The organism is Aidingimonas lacisalsi, from assembly GCF_008079445.1.
Taxonomy (GTDB): domain Bacteria; phylum Pseudomonadota; class Gammaproteobacteria; order Pseudomonadales; family Halomonadaceae; genus Aidingimonas; species Aidingimonas lacisalsi.
In genome coordinates this window covers 180640-202117 of the sequence record NZ_VRYH01000005.1, presented here as the reverse complement: position 1 = coordinate 202117, position 21478 = coordinate 180640, and the positions used below count along the sequence as shown (strand labels likewise).

General features: G+C 58.7%; 19 protein-coding genes. 9 read left to right on the top strand and 10 right to left on the bottom strand.

Features of this window, described 5'->3' with window-relative positions; genetic code table 11:
- Positions 1-13 precede the first annotated feature (13 nt).
- The 4 genes from hflD to FVV99_RS12330 all read right to left on the bottom strand — a co-directional run bounded on the left by hflD (position 14) and on the right by FVV99_RS12330 (position 2925).
- Positions 14-652 (bottom strand): high frequency lysogenization protein HflD, encoded by a 639-nt coding sequence (gene hflD, locus FVV99_RS12345; RefSeq protein WP_148254379.1) that lies wholly within the window; start codon positions 650-652, stop codon positions 14-16.
- Positions 649-1785 (bottom strand): tRNA 2-thiouridine(34) synthase MnmA, encoded by a 1137-nt coding sequence (gene mnmA / locus FVV99_RS12340; RefSeq protein ID WP_148254378.1) that lies wholly within the window; start codon positions 1783-1785, stop codon positions 649-651. The genes hflD and mnmA overlap by 4 nt, the downstream gene beginning before the upstream one ends.
- A gap of 97 nt (positions 1786-1882) precedes the next feature.
- On the bottom strand, positions 1883-2332 hold the full coding sequence (locus FVV99_RS12335) for an NUDIX domain-containing protein (RefSeq protein ID WP_148254377.1): 450 nt from the start codon (positions 2330-2332) through the stop codon (positions 1883-1885).
- Positions 2329-2925: a pseudouridine synthase gene (locus tag FVV99_RS12330; protein ID WP_148254376.1), complete on the bottom strand. Its 597-nt coding sequence runs from the start codon at positions 2923-2925 to the stop codon at positions 2329-2331. The genes FVV99_RS12335 and FVV99_RS12330 overlap by 4 nt, the downstream gene beginning before the upstream one ends.
- A 319-nt stretch (positions 2926-3244) precedes the next feature.
- On the opposite strand from FVV99_RS12330, the gene FVV99_RS12325 reads away from it, so the two are divergent.
- From FVV99_RS12325 to clpA, 3 genes are all read left to right on the top strand, one after another.
- A complete protein-coding gene (locus FVV99_RS12325; protein WP_148254375.1) occupies positions 3245-5479 on the top strand; it encodes an NADP-dependent isocitrate dehydrogenase in 2235 nt (744 codons plus the stop codon).
- A 260-nt stretch (positions 5480-5739) separates the two neighbouring features.
- Positions 5740-6069 (top strand): ATP-dependent Clp protease adapter ClpS, encoded by a 330-nt coding sequence (gene clpS / locus FVV99_RS12320; RefSeq protein WP_148254374.1) that lies wholly within the window; start codon positions 5740-5742, stop codon positions 6067-6069.
- Positions 6070-6262: 193 nt separating this feature from the next.
- Entirely contained in the window at positions 6263-8536 is a 2274-nt protein-coding gene (gene clpA / locus FVV99_RS12315; protein ID WP_148254373.1) for an ATP-dependent Clp protease ATP-binding subunit ClpA, read from the top strand.
- 129 nt (positions 8537-8665) lie between these two features.
- Here clpA and infA read toward each other — a convergent pair whose 3' ends face one another.
- From infA to aat, 3 genes are all read right to left on the bottom strand, one after another.
- Positions 8666-8884 (bottom strand): translation initiation factor IF-1, encoded by a 219-nt coding sequence (gene infA / locus FVV99_RS12310; RefSeq protein WP_013332816.1) that lies wholly within the window; start codon positions 8882-8884, stop codon positions 8666-8668.
- Between the two features lie 144 nt (positions 8885-9028).
- Entirely contained in the window at positions 9029-9763 is a 735-nt protein-coding gene (locus FVV99_RS12305; protein ID WP_148254372.1) for an arginyltransferase, read from the bottom strand.
- 100 nt (positions 9764-9863) lie between these two features.
- On the bottom strand, positions 9864-10574 hold the full coding sequence (aat, locus tag FVV99_RS12300) for a leucyl/phenylalanyl-tRNA--protein transferase (RefSeq protein ID WP_148254371.1): 711 nt from the start codon (positions 10572-10574) through the stop codon (positions 9864-9866).
- Between the two features lie 181 nt (positions 10575-10755).
- Between aat and FVV99_RS12295 the strand changes: the two genes are divergently transcribed.
- Together FVV99_RS12295 and lolA are read left to right on the top strand one after the other, a co-directional pair.
- The gene (locus FVV99_RS12295) at positions 10756-13803 is read left to right on the top strand and encodes a DNA translocase FtsK 4TM domain-containing protein (protein ID WP_148254370.1); all 3048 of its coding nucleotides are present in this window, start codon (positions 10756-10758) and stop codon (positions 13801-13803) included.
- A 133-nt stretch (positions 13804-13936) separates the two neighbouring features.
- Positions 13937-14572: an outer membrane lipoprotein chaperone LolA gene (gene lolA, locus FVV99_RS12290; protein WP_148254369.1), complete on the top strand. Its 636-nt coding sequence runs from the start codon at positions 13937-13939 to the stop codon at positions 14570-14572.
- A gap of 59 nt (positions 14573-14631) precedes the next feature.
- Here the strand turns inward: lolA and FVV99_RS12285 are convergent, their stop codons facing one another.
- Positions 14632-15963, bottom strand: a complete 1332-nt coding sequence (locus tag FVV99_RS12285) for a replication-associated recombination protein A (RefSeq protein WP_148254368.1) — start codon at positions 15961-15963, stop codon at positions 14632-14634.
- A 175-nt stretch (positions 15964-16138) separates the two neighbouring features.
- Here FVV99_RS12285 and FVV99_RS12280 point away from each other — a divergent pair, with 175 nt between their 5' ends.
- Positions 16139-16687 (top strand): hemerythrin domain-containing protein, encoded by a 549-nt coding sequence (locus FVV99_RS12280; protein ID WP_148254537.1) that lies wholly within the window; start codon positions 16139-16141, stop codon positions 16685-16687.
- 18 nt (positions 16688-16705) lie between these two features.
- On the opposite strand, the gene FVV99_RS12275 is transcribed toward FVV99_RS12280, so the two are convergent.
- Together FVV99_RS12275 and umuD are read right to left on the bottom strand one after the other, a co-directional pair.
- Positions 16706-17971: a Y-family DNA polymerase gene (locus tag FVV99_RS12275; RefSeq protein ID WP_148254367.1), complete on the bottom strand. Its 1266-nt coding sequence runs from the start codon at positions 17969-17971 to the stop codon at positions 16706-16708.
- A gap of 18 nt (positions 17972-17989) precedes the next feature.
- Positions 17990-18430 carry a translesion error-prone DNA polymerase V autoproteolytic subunit gene (gene umuD, locus FVV99_RS12270; protein WP_148254366.1) on the bottom strand — a complete coding sequence of 147 codons (441 nt, stop codon included), beginning with the start codon at positions 18428-18430 and terminating at the stop codon, positions 17990-17992.
- 149 nt (positions 18431-18579) lie between these two features.
- Between umuD and FVV99_RS12265 the strand changes: the two genes are divergently transcribed.
- Genes FVV99_RS12265 through trmA form a run of 3 tightly spaced genes read left to right on the top strand, consistent with a single transcriptional unit; the run spans position 18580 to position 21409 of the window.
- Positions 18580-19473 (top strand): LysR family transcriptional regulator, encoded by an 894-nt coding sequence (locus FVV99_RS12265; protein ID WP_148254365.1) that lies wholly within the window; start codon positions 18580-18582, stop codon positions 19471-19473.
- On the top strand, positions 19470-20285 hold the full coding sequence (gene murI, locus FVV99_RS12260; protein ID WP_148254364.1) for a glutamate racemase: 816 nt from the start codon (positions 19470-19472) through the stop codon (positions 20283-20285). Before FVV99_RS12265 ends, murI begins: the two co-directional genes overlap by 4 nt.
- Positions 20286-20305: 20 nt before the next feature.
- Positions 20306-21409 (top strand): tRNA (uridine(54)-C5)-methyltransferase TrmA, encoded by a 1104-nt coding sequence (trmA, locus tag FVV99_RS12255; RefSeq protein ID WP_148254363.1) that lies wholly within the window; start codon positions 20306-20308, stop codon positions 21407-21409.
- The last annotated feature ends 69 nt before the right edge of the window (positions 21410-21478 follow it).

The following is a 21478-nucleotide window of genomic DNA, read 5'->3' as shown; positions in this document are numbered from 1 at the left end:
ACGAAAAGAAGCGTCAATTAAGTTCGTCGAGGGCTCGCTTGAGTGCACCGCGCTGGAATACCAGCTTCCAGCGACGGCCGCCTTGCTGATGCCATAGCAAGGCGAAACGGACCCCGGTCAATAGGGCGGCGCGGACACGCTCGGGCATCATCGGGCTTTGCAGCAGCGAGGGGTCTCCCTGTACGACGATGCGGTACTTGAAGGTCGATAGCGTATCCTGATACAGCTCGCCCAGGCTGGCGATCACATTTTCGTGGATAGCACCGAAATGATCGGCCTGCCCGTGAATGCGGGACAGTCGTTGTCCCAGTTCGGCCATCATGTCGTCGTTCTTGCGCAGCTTGTTCATGAGCAGCAGCAGCGAGAAACCGTAACGCAGTACGACGGGATTGGCTTGTTTGCGACCGACCACGGCTTCGAGGATTTCCAACCCTTGGCGCAGATTGTTGGGATGGCCGCCATAAATGCTTTCAAAACTGTCCGGGTTCGTATCGGTCGTAGCACGGATCAGAGTTTCCCAGGCTCGCTCATCGACCTGGCCGGAACGTGCCAGTTCGTCGACCTGACTGGCTGCCTGGAAAACGCCGGCGAGTGCCAGCGCCTGTCGTCCGACGGGACTCTCGGGAGCGGGATGGATAGGAATGGTATTCATGTACCGAGCTCCTGAGAGGCGGGTACCGTCGTCGTCCAGGTATCGCGGATCACGCCGCCTCCCAAGCAGATATCGTCATCATAGAGAACCAGCGACTGCCCGGGGGTGACGGCGCGCTGCGGGTTGTCGAAAATGATATCGACGCCTCCATCGTTGCGGACTTGCATGTGACAGGCTACGTCAGCCTGGCGATAGCGTGTCTTGGCCTGGAAACGGCCTTGCGTTACCGGGGGCTGCCCCGCAACCCAGTCCATCGCTTCAGTCGCCAGGCTATCGCTGTAGAGCCAGGCGTGGTGCTTGCCCTGAACGGCTACCAGGACGTTCCGATTCAGGTCCTTGTGGGCGACGTACCAGGGATCTTCCGAGTAACTGGAGAGGCCGCCGATGCCCAATCCTTGCCGTTGTCCCAGGGTATAGTACATCAGGCCCATATGTTCGCCGATCACGTCGCCCTCCGGCGTCTCTATGCGTCCGGGCTGAGCCGGCAGGTACTGCTGAAGGAAATCGCGGAACCGTCGTTCACCAATGAAACAGATACCGGTGGAATCCTTCTTGCGTGCCGTGTCGAGACCATGACGTTCGGCAATGGCTCGCACTTCGGGTTTCTCCAGCTCGCCGAGCGGGAACAGGGTCCGGGCAATGGCCGACTCCGGCACCGCATGCAGGAAGTAGCTTTGGTCCTTGTTGGGGTCGCGTCCCTTGAGCAGGCGGGGGCGGTTACCGTCGGGCCCCTCTCGCTGACCCCGGCGAACATAGTGCCCCGTAGCAATGAGGTCGGCACCCAGCATTTCGGCGTATTCGAGGAAGACCTTGAACTTGATCTCGCGATTGCAGAGCACATCAGGATTAGGCGTGCGGCCGGCCTGGTACTCCGCAAGGAAGTGTTCGAAAACATTATCCCAGTATTCGGCGGCGAAATTGGCCGTATGCAGTTTGATGCCGAGCTTGTCGCACACGGCCTGAGCATCCGCCAGATCCTCCTTGGCAGTGCAGTATTCCGTACCGTCGTCTTCGTCCCAGTTCTTCATGAACAGGCCTTCGACCTGATAGCCCTGCTCGATCAGCAGAAGCGCGGATACGGAAGAGTCGACACCGCCGGACATGCCGACGATGACCTTGCCCGTGGCTGACATAGGCATTCTCGGATCGGGTGACAGTAAATGGGCCGGTATTATACACGATACTGCCCACGCGCTTCGAGCTTTGGTCCACGAGTGACACGGCGGCAGGCTAGCGTTCCTGAATCACCTCAAGCGGAAATACCCGGCCCAATCGAGTGTCGAGCAGACGTCGCATGACCAGCGGGCTCCTCAATCGACCGGCACGGTCCAGGTCCTCGATCTCGTCGAATGTCAGCCAGTGCACGGCATGGATATCGGTGTCCAGTTCGTTACCCAGATGCGCCAGTGCCATACCGACATACCCGTGGCTATGAAACGTAACGCCTTCCTGGGTGCGATAGACATACAGGCCTAGGTAGTCGGTGATACCGACACGCCAAGCGGTTTCTTCACGCACTTCCCGTTCGGCGGCCGCGAGTAGCGTTTCATCGGGCTCCAGGTGGCCGGCCGGCTGGTTGAACAGTGTGAAAGGGCCGCCGCGATCCTCCTCGACCATCAGGTAACGTCCGGCGCGCTCGACGACGGTGGCGACAGCGACTCGTGGTGTCCAGCGTGTCATCGTTGGAACCTCCTCGCTCGGCGGTCAGGGGCGGTGCGGGTCTTGGCTGGCGCATGCAGCGTGTCGTGGCGCCACTCGCCGGGTTGCAGGCCGTCGAGTCGCCAGGGGCCGATGGCGACTCGAATCAAACGTAGTGTCGGGAGACCGACATGAGCCGTCATGCGTCTCACCTGACGGTTGCGCCCTTCCTGCAGCGTGATTTCCAGCCAATGGGTAGGGATGCACTGCCGCTGTCGTACCGGGGGATACCGCTCGGCAGCGTCCGGTATGTCTAGCCGCCTGACCTTGGCCGGGCGGGTTCGGCCATCGTTGAGTACGACACCGTCGCGCAATGCCTTCAATGCACTCTCATTCGGTTCGCCTTCTATCTGCACCCAGTAGGTCTTGGGCTGTTTATGGCGTGGGTGGCTGATGCGGTGGATGAGTTCACCATCATCGCTGAGCAATAATAATCCCTCTGACTCGTAGTCCAGGCGGCCAGCGGGATAGATGTTCGGGATGTCGATGAGGTCTGCCAACGTCGAGCGACCTTCGCGGTCCCGGAATTGTGAAAGTACGCGATACGGTTTGTGCAGTAAGTAGAGCGAACTCATATAGGTGTCATCTAGCCTGTTGTCATTCATGGCCGGGCTTGCACTCTCGATGCAGGCCGATTGTCGACATTGTTCATGCGCAGGCGGGACTGAACTGGTATACTCCCGCGTGATCGTTGGGGCGCCGTCGTCGCAACCGGACCGTCAGAGTCCTGTCCCTGCATGGTGGCCCGAGCGTCATGGCCCATGTGAACCGGGTCGCGCCACGTCTTCATCGAGGGCCGTGGGAATGCGCCCATACAGTTGTGCTTCGCAGTCGAGCCATGACATACCGCTCAATTTCATGCAACTGCTGTGACCAAGAGAGTTTAACGCTGATATGTCTAAAACGCCGAAGATTATCTATACGCTGACCGACGAGGCTCCCGCACTAGCGACTCATTCTCTTCTACCGATCATCGACGCCTTTACCGATCCCGCCGGCATTGAAGTGGAGACACGGGATATTTCCTTGGCTGGCCGAATCATCGCGCTGTTCCCCGATTACTTGAGCGAAGCACAGCGACTCGGTGATCACTTGGCGGAACTCGGTGACCTGGCCAAGACGCCGGAAGCCAACATTATCAAGCTTCCCAATATCAGTGCTTCCATTCCTCAGCTCAAGGCGGCGATCAAGGAATTGCAGCAGCAGGGCTACAAGCTGCCCAATTATCCGGAAGAGCCGCAGAACGCTGAAGAGCAGGAAATCAAGTCACGCTACGACAAGGTCAAAGGCAGTGCGGTGAATCCGGTGCTGCGCGAGGGGAACTCCGATCGTCGTGCGCCGCAGTCGGTCAAGAGCTATGTACGCAAGTACCCGCATCGTCTGGGGGAGTGGAGTGCCGACTCTCGGTCTCACGTGGCGCACATGCAGGAAGGCGATTTCTACAGCAGTGAGAAGTCGGCGATGATCGCGACCGCAGGAAATCTGAAGATCGAGCTGGTCGCTGACGATGGCTCGACTCAGACTCTCAAGGAGACAACGCCGGTACTCGCCGGTGAGGTCGTCGATGCCGCCGTGATGAGCAACCGGAAACTGCGTCGTTTCGTCGCTGCCGAGATCGAGGATGCCAAGTCCAGAAACGTGCTGTTTTCCCTGCATCTCAAGGCGACGATGATGAAGGTTTCCGATCCGATCATCTTCGGTGCCGTGGTATCGGAGTTCTATCGCGAAGTGCTGGATAAGCATGCTGGCGAGCTGGATAAGGTCGGCTTCGACCCCAATAATGGCATCGGCGATCTCTATAGCACCATCAAGGCGTTGCCCGAAGCCAAACAGAACGAGATCACGTCCGATATCGAGTCGCTCTACGCTCAGCGGCCTCCGCTCGCCATGGTCAATTCGCACAAGGGTATCACCAATCTGCATGTCCCCAGCGATGTGATCATCGATGCGTCCATGCCGGCCATGCTGCGCGATTCCGGACAGATGTGGGGGGCTGACGATGCCCTGCATGATACCAAGGCGGTGATCCCCGATCGCTGCTATGCCGGCATCTATCAGACGGTGATCGAGGATTGCAGGCAGAATGGTGCCTTCGATCCGACCACCATGGGTAGTGTGCCCAACGTCGGCCTGATGGCGCAGAAGGCCGAAGAGTATGGGTCTCACGACAAGACCTTCCAGATTCCGGCCGATGGCAGCGTGCGCGTTACCGACGGCCAGGGTAACGTGATCTTCGAACACGGCGTCGAAACGGGTGACATCTGGCGCATGTGCCAGACCAAGGATGCGCCGATCCAGGACTGGGTCAAACTGGCCGTGACACGTGCGCGAGCCAGCAACACGCCGGCCGTGTTCTGGCTCGATGCCAACCGTGCCCATGATGCGCAGCTGATCCAGAAGGTCGAGCGGTACCTGAAGGATCACGATACCGCTGGCCTGGATATCCGGATCATGGCGCCGGAAGACGCCATGCGTTTCTCACTGGAGCGCATTCGCCAGGGGCAAGACACCATTTCGGTGACCGGTAACGTACTGCGCGATTACCTGACCGATCTGTTCCCCATCATGGAACTCGGTACCAGTGCCAAGATGCTGTCCATCGTGCCGTTGATGAATGGTGGCGGTCTGTTCGAAACCGGTGCCGGCGGTTCCGCTCCTAAACATGTCCAGCAACTTCTCGAGGAGAACCACTTGCGTTGGGATTCCTTGGGCGAGTTTCTGGCACTGGCGGCTTCTCTCGAGCATCTCGGCGAGAGTTTCGGCAACCAGCGCGCCAAGCTGCTGGCCGATGCACTGGACCAGGCCAATGGCAAATTCCTCGATAGTGACAAGTCGCCCAAACGCAAGGTCGGTGAACTCGACAATCGGGGCAGCCATTTCTACCTGGCGTTGTACTGGGCTCAAGCGCTGGCCGAACAGGATGGCGACTCGGACCTCAAGGCACTTTTCGCACGTCTGGCCGAGACACTGGAAGCCAACGAAGCGACGATCGTCAACGAACTGGCCAAGGTGCAGGGGCAGCCAGTCGATATCCGCGGTTACTACCATCCCGACTTCGACCTGACCCGCCAAGCGATGCGTCCGAGCCGGACGTTCAACGATGCACTGGCGATGGTTGCAAAGGGCTGAGTTTCGCTGTCCCCGGGACAGTGACCCCGACAAGTCACGTCTTACCCCCTCGCCCGCCACATGGGCGAGGGGTTTTTTGCGTCCGGCCCCCTTGCAAGAGCGCCTTCATGGACGCATCTTTGTAGTGAACCCCGGTGAACATATCGCGTCGAACGAGTGTCGACATCGAAATGGTAAGCCGGCTCGAACGATGGAATAGTGTTGCTATGCAAGATGTCGATGCACCTGACAGGTTATGCCAAGCGTCGCCATGGTTGGGTATGACGCGCCCATCTGAGCCGCAGGAGGATGAAGATGCCGATCTGGCGGTGCAGTCATCCGATCCCGAGTTGGCTGAGCCTCCTTTGTACAAGGTGGTATTGCATAATGATGACTTCACTCCGATGGAGTTCGTCGTCGAAGTACTGCAGAGCTTTTTCAATATGGACAGTGAAAAAGCGGTTCAGGTGATGTTGGCGGTACACACTGAGGGCAAAGCGACCTGCGGTATCTTTACGCGGGATATTGCGGAAACCAAGAGTCATCAAGTCAACCAGTACGCCAGGGAGTGTCAGCATCCGCTGTTGTGTGACATCGATGCAGCGGATTGACGATGGCCGACCTCGTCGGCACGACAAGCCGGTGAGGCTCATGAAATGCTGGGTATCGACGCCTGATGAGGAATTGGACGATAGACTGAGAGTTGAAACTTGCACTTGCGAAACGCGTCAAACTGCCCGATGGTGAAAATGCCGGTTATAGAATCTGCTGACTGATAACCGAGGCGGCGAGAAGGGGACTGCCATGCTGAGCAAAGAACTTGAACTGACCCTTAACACGGCCTTTACCGTGGCGCGTTCCAAACGCCACGAATTTATGACCGTGGAGCACTTGCTACTGGCATTGCTTGACAATGCCTCGGCGGCAGATGTGCTACGTGCCTGCGGTGCGAATCTCGATAAGCTGCGCTCGGATCTGCAGGATTTCATCAATTCCACGACGCCCTTGATCCCCGAAGACCAGAGTGATCGTGAAACTCAACCGACATTGGGTTTCCAACGTGTACTGCAGCGAGCGGTCTTCCACGTTCAGTCATCGGGAAAGAGCGAAGTCACCGGTGCGAATGTGCTGGTAGCGATCTTTTCGGAACAGGAAAGCCAAGCGGTCTATTTCCTCAAGCAACAGAACGTGGCGCGGGTCGATGCCGTCAATTACATCGCACATGGGATCTCCAAGGTTTCCGGGCATGGGCAGAATGCGTCGTCTCCTTCTCCCGATACCGAGGAGGCCGAGGAGGGGATCAGTGAGGGCAATGCCCACCCCTTGACTGGCTACGCAACCAACCTCAATGAACAGGCCCGTATGGGGCGTATTGATCCTTTGATCGGCCGTGATCACGAACTGGAGCGTGTCGTTCAGATCTTGGCACGCCGTCGCAAGAACAACCCGTTGCTCGTTGGCGAGGCCGGTGTGGGCAAGACGGCCATTGCCGAAGGGCTGGCCAAGCGCGTCGTCGAAGAAGACGTGCCGGAAGTCATCAACGATGCTGTCGTCTATTCGTTGGACATGGGGGCGTTGCTGGCAGGCACCAAGTATCGCGGCGATTTCGAGAAGCGTCTGAAGAGCTTGCTGGCTGAGCTCAAGAAACAACCCAATGCGGTCCTGTTCATCGATGAGATACACACGGTGATTGGGGCTGGTGCTGCCTCCGGCGGCGTCATGGATGCCTCTAATCTGCTCAAGCCTATGCTCTCTTCCGGCGAGCTACGCTGCATTGGCTCGACCACTTTCGAAGAGTACCGCGGTATCTTCGAGAAGGACCGGGCTCTGGCGCGTCGTTTCCAGAAAGTCGATGTGCAGGCGCCGTCGGTCGAAGATACGATCGGTATCCTGAAAGGGTTGCGCGGCCGTTTCGAAGAGCATCACAAGCTCAAGTACTCCGACGGTGCCCTGGAGAGTGCCGCGCGCCTGTCCGACCGCTATATCAACGACCGGTATCTGCCGGACAAGGCGATCGATGTCATCGACGAGGCCGGTGCTCACCAGCGGTTGCTGCCACCGGAAGTACGCGTCGACACGATTGATGTCGATCAGGTCGAGGCAGTAGTGGCATCCATTGCCAGGATTCCACCGAAGAGCGTGTCCAGCTCCGACCGCAAGCTGCTCGAAAATCTCGAGCGCGACCTCAAGATGCTGGTATTCGGTCAGGAGGAGGCGATCACCAGTCTGTCAGCAGCGATCAAACTATCACGGGCGGGTTTGAAATCGCCTGACAAGCCAGTGGGCAGTTTTCTGTTCTCCGGCCCGACCGGCGTGGGTAAAACCGAGGTGGCACGTCAGTTGTCGGCCTTGATGGGAATCGAGCTGGTACGCTTCGACATGTCCGAGTACATGGAGCGCCATACGGTGTCGCGCCTGATCGGCGCACCTCCCGGCTATGTCGGTTATGACCAGGGTGGCCTGTTGACCGAGGCCGTCACCAAACAGCCGCATTGTGTGCTGCTGCTCGACGAGGTCGAAAAAGCGCATCCAGAAGTGTTCAACCTGTTGTTGCAGGTCATGGATCATGGCCGGTTGACGGATAACAATGGTCGTGAAGCCGATTTCCGTCATGTCATCCTGGTCATGACGTCGAACGCGGGTGCCGAGCAGATAGCCCGGCGTTCCATCGGTTTTCAGACACAGGATCACACCTCCGATGGCTTGGAGGCCATTCGGCGAACGTTTACACCGGAATTCCGCAACCGCCTCGACGGCATCATCCAGTTCCACGGCCTGGCGCCCGAAGTCGTGCGCAGCGTGGTCGACAAGTTCCTCGTCGAGCTTCAGGCACAACTCGATGAGAAGCGGGTTCAACTGGATGTCGACGAAGCGGCTCGAGCCTGGCTGGCCGAGAAAGGGTACGATCCGGAAATGGGCGCCCGACCCATGGCGCGCTTGATACAGGAGAAAATCAAGAAGCCATTGGCTGAGTTGATCCTGTTTGGTGAACTGGCCGATCACGGTGGCGTGGTGCACGTTACCCTGGAAGAGGGCAGCGATGAGCTGCGTCTCGCCACGGAAGCCGAGATGGCTTGATCCCATGATGCAACGGAGGGTCAATGGTCGCCATGACCCTCATGCAACTCCACCGGCGCCCTGTCAGATCGACGGGGCGTCGTTTTTTACATAGGCCGGAGTGGGGCGGGCCGGGACGGGACGGCGGCTTCAGCGAGAGCGGTAGACGATGCGACCCTTGGAAAGGTCGTAAGGAGTCAGTTCGACCTTGACCTTGTCACCGGTAAGAATCCGGATATAGTTCTTGCGCATCTTGCCCGAGATATGGGCCGTCACCACGTGGCCGTTCTCCAGCTCGACGCGGAACATGGTATTGGGAAGGGTGTCTACGACCACGCCTTCCATTTCGATATGGTCTTCACGTGCCATATAGGCGGTTCCTCACTGATTGTACGAAACAAGACGAGCGCCGGTAAGTCAGTCACCGGCCAATCGGCTGCCAATCCTGCATAGCCGATCAGGATAGCGCGATATTGTGCCGCATGCCGGTCGTCAAGGCAAAAATGCCGTGCATTATGGGATCGCGCGCCGCCAATGACGGCCGTCGAGATATTCCAGGGGCTGGAAGGCTTGCTTGTAATTCATCTTGCGACAGTTGCGAATCCAGTATCCTAGATAGAGATGGGTTAGCCCCCATTCCCTGGCGAGATCGATCAGGCGCAGAATGACATAGGTGCCCAGTGAGCGCCGATCAAGATCGGGATGCGGGTCGAAATAGGTATAGATCGCCGAAATGCCATGTCCCAACAAGTCGATGGCAGCCACGGCCAGCAGCGTCCCGTCGAGACGAAATTCCATCAGTCGGGCATACGGGTGATCGGATGTCAGGAAAGTGCGATATTGCTCCCGGCTGGGAGGAAACATGTCACCATCGGCATGGCGCTCATGGATGTAGCGTGAATACAGTGTGTAGTGTTCACTGTCGAACCTGGCTGGTCGCTCGTGGAGTGTCAGGTCCGCATTGCGATTGATCAGTTTTCGCTGGGTGCGGGTCGGGATGAAGTCGGCGACTGGCACGCGCACGGAAATGCAAGCACGGCAGTTTTCGCAATGTGGCCGATACAGGTGTCTACCGCTACGGCGAAAGCCGAGTAGAGTCAGCGCCTCATAGACACTCTGTCCGGGAGTTTCCTGAGGGTCGAGGAATAGCGTCGTGGCTTCACGATCCTCCAGATAGCTGCAAGAATGAGGGACGGTCAGGAAAAAGCGCAGATCCCGCACGGGGTGTTGCGGAGCGTTACTGCTCACTGTAACGACCTCCTTCCGCCTGTATGCTGAACCGAGAATGGTTTGTCTGGCGGCGTTGGACCGACATGTCATGGTGAACGGCCATCATGTGCGGAACCTTTCATTCCGGGGCAGGCGCTGCGTCCTCCATGACTTTGCCGGAAAACATGTCAGTGGATGCATCAATATACTGCTCAAGATAGTCGATGAATGCTGTACGAGCGATGTCTCGAGCACCTAGCCGAGCCAAGTGTTCGGTATGCATCTGGCAGTCGATCATGCCGTTACCCTGGTTCTGGAAATGACGGCACAGGTGCACTAACGCCACCTTGGAGGCGTCTCGTTCCAGAGAAAACATTGATTCTCCGAAAAAGACGCAGCCGAGAGCGACACCATACAACCCCCCAACCAGTCGATCACTGTGCCACACTTCCACGGAGTGAGCATGGCCGAGCCGATGTAACCGTCGATAGGCCTCGGCCATTTCGGTGGTGATCCAGGTGCCCTCACGATGCTCACGACTGGCGGCACACTGATGAATGACCGTGTCGAAAGCATGATCGATGCTGACATGGAAACCACCGTTTCGCAGGCGTTTCGCCAGACTTCGATGAATGCGGAGTTCGTCGGGGAAGAGCACCATGCGCGCTGAAGGGGTCCACCATAAAATCGGCTGTCCATCGCTGAACCATGGAAAGATGCCGCGTCGATAGGCGGCCAGTAGCCATTCGGGGGTCAGATCTCCGCCTGCAGCCAGTAGCCCATCCGGGTCATCGAGGGCCTGGTTACTATCGGGAAACTGGACAAGAGTCGCTGGAAGCCAGGGCAGCATGGTATGAGATCGTTGCCTGTTGTGGGTAACGTTACCTAGTGTGACGGCCTTTATCGTGGGGCTCAAGCGACTGGAGCCCTGTGCCAAGCGGAAAAGGCCCGGTATGATATTGCGTGGAGTTGAGAAACTTCCCGCAATGGAACCACGTTGGACGCCATGAAAGGGCAAGGGGGAAGGCCACTTGAGTGTCAATAAGAAAGCTGCGAGCCGCTCGCGATCCACGTCTCAGTCCAAAGGGGCTGCGTCGCAAGCCAAGGAAAGGGCACGACGTTTCGGGTTACGCTTGCAAGGTGCGACACGAGAAGGCGTTGTCATACTGCTGCTGGCCGGCTGTGTTTTTCTACTGTTGGCCTTTTTCAGTTATCAGCCCAGTGATCCTGCCTGGTCGCGCAGTGGCCCCGAGACCAATGTGGCCAACTGGATGGGACCGGTGGGCGCTTGGCTGTCCGATATCCTGTACTCGCTACTGGGTGCCAGTGCGTTATGGTGGCCCGGTATGCTTGGGTTCGCAGCGTGGCGGTTGATCCGTTCGCGACAAGTCCGCTTCGAATGGGATACCACGGCGCTGGCTGTCAGGACCGGTGGGTTGGTGTTGCTGCTGTTGGGCACCACGACCCTCGGTGCCTTGCACTTCTACCATCCGGATAGCCGCTTGCCCTACGCAGCCGGGGGTATTATAGGGGAGGGGCTCGTCGATGCCCTGGTTCCGCTCGTCAACCCTCATGGCACGACACTGTTGGCCTTGGTTGCCTTGCTATGTGGCTTTCCGCTGTTTTCAGGCTTGTCCTGGCTAACGGTCATGGATGAAGTGGGACATGGCCTGGTGCGTATGCTCAAAAGGGGGGGGAGACGCCTATCCGGTACTCGTGAGCGGCTCGCCGAGCGACGGGCTGCATCACGTGCCGAAGCGTCGGTGGCGTCTTCCTCAACGGCTGCTGAAACGGTCGATGACGCCGCTACCGGTCATCGCCCTTCGTGGTGGCAACGTCTGCGTCGTCGGTCCGCCCGGTCCGTGCCGGCGCTGGAGCATGGAGAACCCAAGGGGACGGACATTCCATGGGAGGTCCCGGAGAAAACGCCTTCTGCCAAACGTCCTGAGGCCGCCTATGTCAATCAGGTCTCCAGCGAAGTCAAATCAAGCCCAGGTGGATTACGTCCCGAGGTCGAGGAACCGGCTTGGGCCGGCATGTCGTTGCGTGCTGAGCGTGACGAAGCGGCTGGGACTCGCCCATCGGTGTCGGCAGCGACACCGGGGCACACGGACGACGAGACAGGCATGACGACGCGTCAGAGGCATGCCGCGGAGGCAAGTGAGTCTCGGGCTAGCGTGGCATGGGCCTCGTCCGGATCCTCACCGCATTCACCGGTGCGTAGTGAAAAGCAAGAGCCGCAGTTGAGCCATTGGCGCGACCTGGATTGGCAGGAGGACGAGGATGGCGACGAACCACGTCTCATCTGGCCGGAGCCCGAAGACGGCGGTGATGCAGCCTCCGAGGCTTATGACGTTACTGCGCTGTCTGACGGCAGCAACGATGTCGCCAACCGGAACCAGCCTGGCGAGGCAGATGGTGGCGACGAGGTGGCGAGTGACGACACTCCCTCGATCGCCAGTGCCGAACAAGGGCAGGCGGCGGCCGCCGATCCTCGGAGCCCGGCGCTCTGGACGGTCGAGCATCTGCAGAGTCAGCGTCCCCAACTCGATGCATTCCCGGAGCCTGATGGCCAGTTGCCGTCCTTGCGGCTGCTGACGCCGCCGGAAGCCCGCCAGCCCAATTATACGACGGACCAGTTGGCCGATATGGCGGAACTGCTGGCAACTCGTCTGCACGAGTATGGTGTCAAGGCCGAGGTCGTGGAAACCTGGCCCGGTCCAGTCATCACGCGTTTCGAGATCAAACCGGCAGCCGGCGTCAAAGTCTCCAAGATCAGTAACCTGGCGAAGGACCTGGCGAGGTCGCTGATGGTCAAAAGCGTCCGTGTCGTCGAAGTGATACCCGGGCGTCCCACGGTCGGTATTGAAATTCCCAACCCGAAACGGGCGATGATCCGGCTACGCGAAGTGATCGACTCCGACCGTTACCAGCAACCCGATTCGGCGTTGACGCTGGCGCTGGGGCAGGATATCGGTGGGGCATCGGTGGTGGCCAACCTGGGCAAGATGCCGCACTTGCTGGTGGCTGGCACCACGGGGTCGGGCAAGTCGGTGGGGGTCAACGCCATGTTGATTTCCATGCTGCTCAAGGCATCGCCGGACGAATTGCGACTGATCATGGTCGATCCCAAGATGCTGGAATTGTCGGTCTATGATGGCATCCCGCATTTGCTGGCACCGGTTGTGACCGACATGAAAGAGGCCGCCAATGCCTTGCGCTGGTGCGTTGCGGAAATGGAGCGTCGTTACAAGCTGATGGCAGCCATGGGAGTACGCAATATCGCTGGCTTCAATGAAAAACTCGATGAAGCCGAACGCGCGGGCGCCCAGGTCGCTGATCCTCTGTGGGAACCTCAACCCTGGCAGATGCATGAACAGCCGCCGGTCCTGGAAAAGCTGTCGTACATCGTGGTCGTCATCGATGAATTCGCTGACATGTTCATGATCGTTGGCAAGAAAGTCGAGGAGCTGATCGCACGACTCGCCCAGAAGGCGCGTGCTGCAGGGATTCACTTGATTCTGGCGACACAACGCCCCTCTGTGGATGTCGTTACGGGGTTGATCAAGGCCAATATCCCCTCGCGGATGGCGTTTCAGGTGTCCTCGAGAGTGGATTCCCGCACGATCCTCGACCAAGGGGGGGCCGAGAATCTGCTTGGCCATGGCGACATGTTGTATCTGCCGCCCGGTGCCGGCCAGCCGATGCGTATTCACGGGGCATTCGTCGATGATGACGAAGTGCATCGTGTCGTGGAAGACTGGAAGCGGCGCGGTGAGCCGGAATACGTCGAGGAGATACTGTCAGGCGGCGTCTCTGCCGATGCCTTGACCGGCCTGGCAGCTGACGGGGGTGGTGAAAATGAAGACCCCGAACGAGACGCCTTGTATGACGAAGCCGTGATGTTCGTGACCGAGTCGCGCCGAGCGTCTATTTCGGCAGTACAGCGGCGTTTCAAGATCGGCTACAACCGGGCTGCACGGCTGGTCGAGGCCATGGAGAGTGCAGGTGTCGTGTCGTCGATGGGAACCAATGGTTCACGTGAAGTCCTGGCACCGCCACCCGTAGGGGATGGATGATCGTGGTGTCGATACGTAGTGAGGAAATATGCAGCAAACGAGGAAGCCGGGTGATGAGGGCAACTCCTGATGTATCGGATTGTCCATGAGCCAGGTGCCACACTTGGCAAGATGCTGAGTCCAAGGAGCAAACATGAAGTTTAAGACGTCGTTACTGCTACTGCCCCTCTCCGCCGCGATGTTGCCGCTATCCGTCAGTGCCGATGAGGGAGCTGATCGGTTGACCGCATTGCTGGAGCCGCTGGAAACTTACCGGGCTGATTTCGAACAGCATATTCTCGATGGCAGTGGCGAACGTTTGCAGGAGGCGAACGGCCGCATGTGGCTGTCGCGACCTGGCCAGTTCCGGTGGGAGGTAAATGCCCCCTACCGGCAGGAAGTCGTTTCGGATGGCGAGGACGTCTATCTTTACGACCCCGATCTGGAGCAGGTGACGGTTCGAGGCCTGGATCAGCGTATTACTCACACACCGGCGTTGCTGCTTTCCGGTGACGCGTCGGATCTGACTGATAGTTATGACGTGGACTATCAGCAACAGGAGGGACACGATGTCTTCACGCTGACACCGCAGACCGCCGATACGTTGTTCGAGGAGTTGTCCATGGCTTTCGATGGCGACGAGCGTCTGACCATGCTGGAAATGACCGACAGCACAGGTCAGCGTACGGCGATCGAGTTTTCTTCGATCCAGGTCAATGCCAATATCGATGACTCGCACTTTGAATTCGACATCCCCGACGGAGTGGACGTGATTCGCGAGAGTGAATGATCACGTGACCGGCACCGGGTTGGGGCTTGCGGTACCGCTCGTCGCACCGACCCGGTGTCTCACTCATCCGCTTGACTATCCAGTGTTGCCCGCCACTCCATGATCTGTTTGAAGCGCGCTTCTTGCCCATGGTCACTGGGGGTATAGAAGGCGGCTTTCGGGGTCCCGTCAGGCCAGCAGTCATGTCCGCTACCTGCGGGGTAGCCGTTTGGTTCGTTGTGAGCGTAACGGTAGCCTTCACCATGGCCCAGTTCGGCCATCAGTTTGGTCGGTGCATTGCGCAGGTAGGTGGGAACCTCGAGGTCAGGATGCTCGGTGACAAACGCTTTCGCCGCGTTCCAGGCCTGATCGATGGCATTGCTCTTGGGAGCAACCGCCAAGTGGATGGCGGCGTGGGCGATAGCACGCTGTCCTTCATAGTCGCCTAAACGCAGGAACGCATCCCAGGCGGCTATCACCAACGGCAGGGCGCGGGGGTCGGCGTTACCAACATCCTCCGAGGCAATGGCCGACAAGCGCCTGATGACATCCAGCGGGTCGCCGCCACCCTGAATGAACTGGGCCATGTAAAGCAGGGCGGCATCGGGGCGCGATGAACGGACCGACTTGTGGATGGCCGATAGCAGGTCGTAGTAGTGATCTCCCTGTTTGTCGAATGCACTGGCGCGATGACCGATGACATCCGCGATGGCGTCGTCCGATAGTCGTTCACCGTGTTCCTCGGTGGTCGTAAAGTCGCATGCCGTTTCCAGTAAGCCCAGCGCGCGGCGTGCATCGCCGTCGGCGGCGCGTGCAAGTTTGGCCAGCACCTCATCGTCAACATGAATCCGTCGTTTGCCGAGACCGCGTTCGTCGTCTTTCAGAGCCTGGTGCATGACCTCGAGCAACTCCGATTCATCGAGTGCCTTGAGTACATAAACGCGTGCGCGAGACAGTAGGGCCGAATTGACCTCGAACGACGGATTTTCAGTCGTGGCGCCGATCAGGGTCAGTAGCCCCGATTCCACGTGGGGTAACAGAGCGTCCTGTTGGCTCTTGTTGAGACGGTGGATTTCGTCGAGGAAGAGCAGTGTGCTACGCCCTTGGGATTGTGCGAAACGCGCCCGCTCCACTGCGGCACGAATCTCTTTGACACCCGCCATCACCGCGGACAGATGCTCCAGTTCGGCCTCCGATTCGTTGGCCAGGATTTCCGCCAGTGTCGTCTTGCCGACTCCCGGAGGTCCCCACAGGATCATGGAACGTACGGCTGCCGTTTCCGCCATTCGACGGAGAGGTTTGTCCGGCCCGACCAGCGCCTGTTGGCCGATATAGTCCGTCAATCGCCGGGGCCGCATACGGTAGGCCAGCGGCGCGCTGTCTTGTGACTGATGGTGGCTGAAAAGATCCATAATACCTTGAAATCATTTGATAAAATTGAATAACGCGACGGCGGCGCCGTTAGGGTCTATCCTTACGATTCAACCCATCCTGACTGACTCATGGCCATTGAACCGAGGCCCCGGTGGCGAATCCAATGACATACTGACATTCGCCTTCGACTGCAGAGGAGGCTCTGTGATGCCGATGTTGACCCAACTGCGTCTGGATCATGCCAACATGGCGCGTCTGTTGCATGTGCTTCAACTCAAGCACAAGACGCTTGCCGCCGGTGAGCGTCCCGACTTTCAATTGGTTCGCGAGGTCGTTGATTACATTCTCGATTACATGGATGACTTTACTGTACCTCTGGAGCGTATCTGCAGTGAGCAACTATCTGCCAAAGCGCCGCAATCCGTTGAATTGAGTCGCCGCCTGGCGGATGACTACAAGGCGCTTCATGAGCGGTTGATGCGTTTGTCCCAGGATATCGACATGATCCTGATGGATGCAGTGATACCCATGGATCGATTTGCCGACGATCTCAAGGCATACCTTGATGCGCATCGTGCTTATCTTCGTGAAGAACGGCAATCGCTGTTTCCTCTGATTCATGAGCATTTCGACGAGGCAGATCTGCAACGTCTGGCCAATGCCTTGCCGGAGGGTGCCTCCGTCAAACTGGAGCAACTACAAGAGGCCTACCCGCAACTTTATGCTGAACTGAATGCCGCTCCAGAACCGGTCACGACCTGACACCACGCTGCATGGCCGTCAACGACCGCTGACCTTGGGCAGCTCCTCCCAACGCGTCGTATAGCGTGGGGAGCGTTGACGGCTCTGCATTCGCCAACTGGCATTGGTTGCTTGGACTCCCAGTGTCAGGGCTTCGTGCCCGAATCGTTGCCGGACATTGTCCCAGACCGACATCAGCCGCTCTTGCTGAGGCGAATCGTGACTCTCGAAGAGATTGGCCTGCTGGTAGCGTCGCGATGTCAACTCGGCGAGCATGATACCCAGCTTATGGTAGGCATGGCTTTCACGCCACAGACTGCCGAGCAATTGCTGGGCATAGTGGTTGAGATGGCGAGTATCGGCACTGGGGCAGGGTAAGCATGCCCATAGACTGCTGCGTTGCTGTGGCTGGTCCTGAAAAGGATTGGTGCGCAGGAAGACACCGACGGCACCTGCTTGCATACTGTCGCGGCGTAGCTTCTCGCCCGCCTGCTGGCAGTGATGGCGGAGTGCTTCAGCCAACTCGCGAGGATCGTTCAGTGAACGGCCGAACGAGCGCGAGCACAGAATATGGCGCCGCGGTACATCGAGTTCCTGAGGCGTCAGACAAGGGGTACCGCCAAGCTCTCGGGCGGTACGTGCCACCACGACGTTGAAGCGGCGTTTCAGCCATGCCTGGGGGGCATCCCGCAGGGCGGCTGCCGTCATGATGCCCTGGCCGGTCAAGGCGGACTGCAAACGTTCTCCTACCCCCCAGACGGCATTCAAGGGCAGTTCCCGCAACCAGGCGGACAGGCACGGATCGTCATGATGTGTCCAGACGCATACCTGGGACGCGTGCGGTTGACGTTTGGCTCGCTGGTTGGCCAGTTTGGCCAGTGTGCGTGTCGGTGCGATACCTACCGATACGGGGATCCCGACGTCTTTATCCACGCTGTGTACCAGCGAGTGAGCCAGTGCTTCGAGCTCGTCGGTCGCGAGCCCATGCAGGTCGAGAAAGCACTCATCGATGGAGTAGGGGTCCAGCGCCGGAACGCGTGTGCTGATGACCTGCTGGACGCGTGCTGACAGGTCACCATACAGCGCGTAGTTCGAAGAGCACAGATGGAGATGACGCCGTTGGGCAGGCTCGATTTTGTGCGTCGGGATGCCCATTGGTATGCCTAGCGTCTTGCACTCCTGTGAGCGGGCAATGACACAGCCGTCGTTGTTGGAAAGTACGGCGACCGGCCGGCCAGCGAGTTCGGGCCGAAAGAGCCGTTCACAGGCGACATAGAAATTGTTGCAGTCGACGAGAGCGAACATGGAAAGCCTGTCTGGATGTCAATTGGCGCAGAACTGACGACGACACGAATGAATGACGTGGCTGACGACACCCCAGAGGCGGATGTCGTGCTCGTCGTCGAGCGGAATACGGGCATGGTCCGGGTGTGCGGGACACAACCATGACCTATGGCGGTTGCCATCCAGTTGTTGGAGGCAGAGTTCACCGTCCAGCACGGCGATGATCCAGTCACCGCGTTGGGCCGTCAGGGAACGGTCGACGATCAACAGGTCGCCTCGCTGAAAACCGCCACGAGCTTGAGTGTCATCGGCAATCCGCATGAAGAAGGTGGCTGCAGGATGTGGCACCAGATAGCGGTGCAAGTCCAGGGGAGCCTCACGGTAGTCGTCGGCCGGTGAGGGGAAGCCGCTGGCACTCCGAGCGAACGGGTCGGGAATGGTCTTGTCCGTCGCAGGTCGCGAGTGAGGGTCGACATGCATGTGCGATCATCCTGAGCGTTGATTGATACTGTAAAAATAACCAGTATTCTGGTTGTGTGCAAGATCAGCAAGGGTCACCGTGTCACGGCGTCGCACGACAGCGGGGGCTAGGGTAGAATGCGCGCATTGCAACGTCGAAGGCCTTGAACATGGACCGCTTGCAGGCAATGCAGATTTTTCGTGCCGTCGTGGAGGCGGGTAGCTTTGCCGGTGGCGCGCGTCAGCTCGGCCTCTCGAATGCCATGGTCAGCAAGCAGGTGGCGCGTCTGGAGCACTGGCTGGGTGTACGGTTGCTGGTACGTACGACGCGCCGTTTGCAGTTGACCGCTGAAGGCGAACGTTATTTGCGTGAAGCCGGCCGGCTGGTGGATGAACTCGTCGAACTGGAGGCCGGGTTGGGCGAACAGCGTGGCGATATCCGCGGCCGGTTGCGTTTATCGGCCCCGTTGGATTTCGGGGTGCGCGAGTTGATGCCGGCCCTGCGAGCTTTCGAACAGACACACCCTGCTGTCGAACTCGACGTGGTGTTGGAAGACCGGCGTGTCGATCCGCTGGCGGAGGATTTCGATCTAGTGATCCGAATTGGGGAACTGGAGGATTCCAGCCTGATCGCACGTCGGTTGATGGATATGCCGCTGCACCTGTATGCCGCGCCCGCCTATCTGGCCAAGCATGGCGAGCCGTCGCATCCTCGCGAACTGAGTGCCCACAGTTGCCTGCATTACAGCCTGCAGAGTGGCGGTCCCGGTTGGACGCTCTGGGATGGCGGCTATCCGGAGCGGATTCGGTTTCGTCCGGTGCTGACCTGCAATAATGGGCGTGCCTTGGTGGAAGCCGCGGTATTGGGAATGGGCATCGTGCTGAAACCGGCATTTCTGGGGGAACCGGAAGTGTCGCGTGGACGCTTGGTCAGGGTGTTGGAGAAATACCGGCCACCATCGATGGGTGTCTATCTGCTGTATGCCGAGCGAGAGTTGATGCCGACGAGGCTGAGAGTGTTGATCGATTCACTGCTGGAGCACTTCAAGGAGACCACGACGTGAGTGGGCCGGTACTGATCTTTGATTCCGGTGTCGGTGGGCTATCGGTCGTCACATCGTTGCGGCAACGGTTGCCTGGAGCGGCGCTGGTCTATGCCTGTGACAATGCCATGCTACCTTATGGCACCAAGTCCGATGCATGGCTGATCGAACGTATCGTCGCGGTCTGCAAGGCAGCCGTCGCTGCCAGCCAAGCGAGTGTTCTTGTCGTGGCCTGTAATACCGCCAGCACACTGGCCTTGGACGTACTGCGGTCCAGGTTGACGGTGCCCGTCATCGGTACGGTGCCGGCCATCAAACCGGCTGCCCATTTGTCCCGGAGTGGACACATCGCGCTTTTGGCCACGTCGGCTACGGTCAACCGCCCCTATACACGGGACTTGATCGACACCTTCGCTGCCGATTGCCGAGTTCAGCGTATCGCTGCCGATTCGTTGGTGACACAAGCCGAGTACTACCTTGCCGGCCAGGCTGTGGATATGGCAGTGATAGCCGCCAGCCTGGCACCGTTATGGCGTGATGAACGTTTGGATACCGTCGTGTTGGGGTGTACGCATTTTCCGCTGTTGCGTGACGTGTTGGTCTCGCTGGCTCCATGGCCGGTCGCCTGGATCGATTCGGGAGATGCCATCGCGCGGCGTACGGCACAAGTGGTGAAATCGCCGAGCCCTGGCAGGGGGCAGGGCGATGCCTGGGTGACCGCGGACACGGAGGAGGTGACGGCAGCCCTGTCCCGTCATGGGTTTGCCACTCCGATACGGCTTCTCATTCCAGACGGCATGTCAGCGCGATTATCGCCCCTTTATCCTCAATGAGCCGTGGAGAGTAATCTTTCGTGTCTGTTCCCGTCGTTGACCCCGACCGTTATGACGAACAACTCGGTGCCAAGCGCGACCGAGTGATCAAGCAGTTCGCGCGCTTCGACCCGCCTCCGCTTGAAACATATGCATCGCCGGCAAGCCATTATCGGCAACGGTGTGAGTTCCGGTTATGGCATGAAGGTGACGATCTGTTTTACGCAATGTTCGAGGTCGATAGGGAAAACCCCAGTCAGAAGCGTGTGATCCGTCTTGATGAGTATCCAGTGGCCAGTCACCGGATCAATGGCATGATGCCTCGGCTGCTGGACGCTCTGCGCGGTAACTCCGTGCTACGTCGGAAGCTGTTTCAGGTGGAGTTTCTGACGACACTCTCCGGTGAGATGCTGATTACTCTCATTTATCACCGCCAGTTGGACGATGAGTGGGAAGCTGAAGCTCGAGATCTGCAACACCAACTGGATGCAATGATCATCGGTCGGGCGCGTAAGCAGCGACGCGTACTGGCGCGAGACCATGTCTGGGAACGATTGACGGTCGATGGGCACGACTTCGTTTATCAACAGGTCGAGAACAGTTTTACCCAGCCCAATGCTGCTATCTGTCAGTCAATGCTGTCATGGGCTCGTGATGTCACTCGGGGGAGTGATGATCGAGATCTGGTTGAGCTGTATTGCGGTAACGGTAACTTCACGGTCGCCCTGGCCGAGAATTTTCGCCGGGTGCTGGCCACTGAAATTTCCCGTACGTCGGTAGCATCGGCAAGGACCAACCTGGCAGCCAACGGGGTCGCCAATGTCCATGTCGCCCGCATGTCCGCCGAGGAATTCGCGGCCGCACTCAAGGGGCAAAAAGGAGGGCGTCGAGTGGCTGAAATGGCGCTTGACGACTACGATTTCTCTACCGTATTGGTGGATCCGCCGCGTGCCGGGCTGGATGACGCGAGTTGTGACCAACTGAGCGGTTATGATCGGATCGTTTACATTTCATGCAACCCCGATACATTGGCTGACAACCTGGACCGCCTGGGACGTTCACATGAGGTGAGCCGATTTGCGCTGTTCGATCAGTTTCCCTGGACCCATCATTGCGAGTGTGGTGTGGTGCTGGAAAAGCGTTAGCGTCGCTTGGGTCAGGACAGGCGCAGCGTCAAGGGGTAATGCATAACTGACATGCTCCATGAGAGAGAA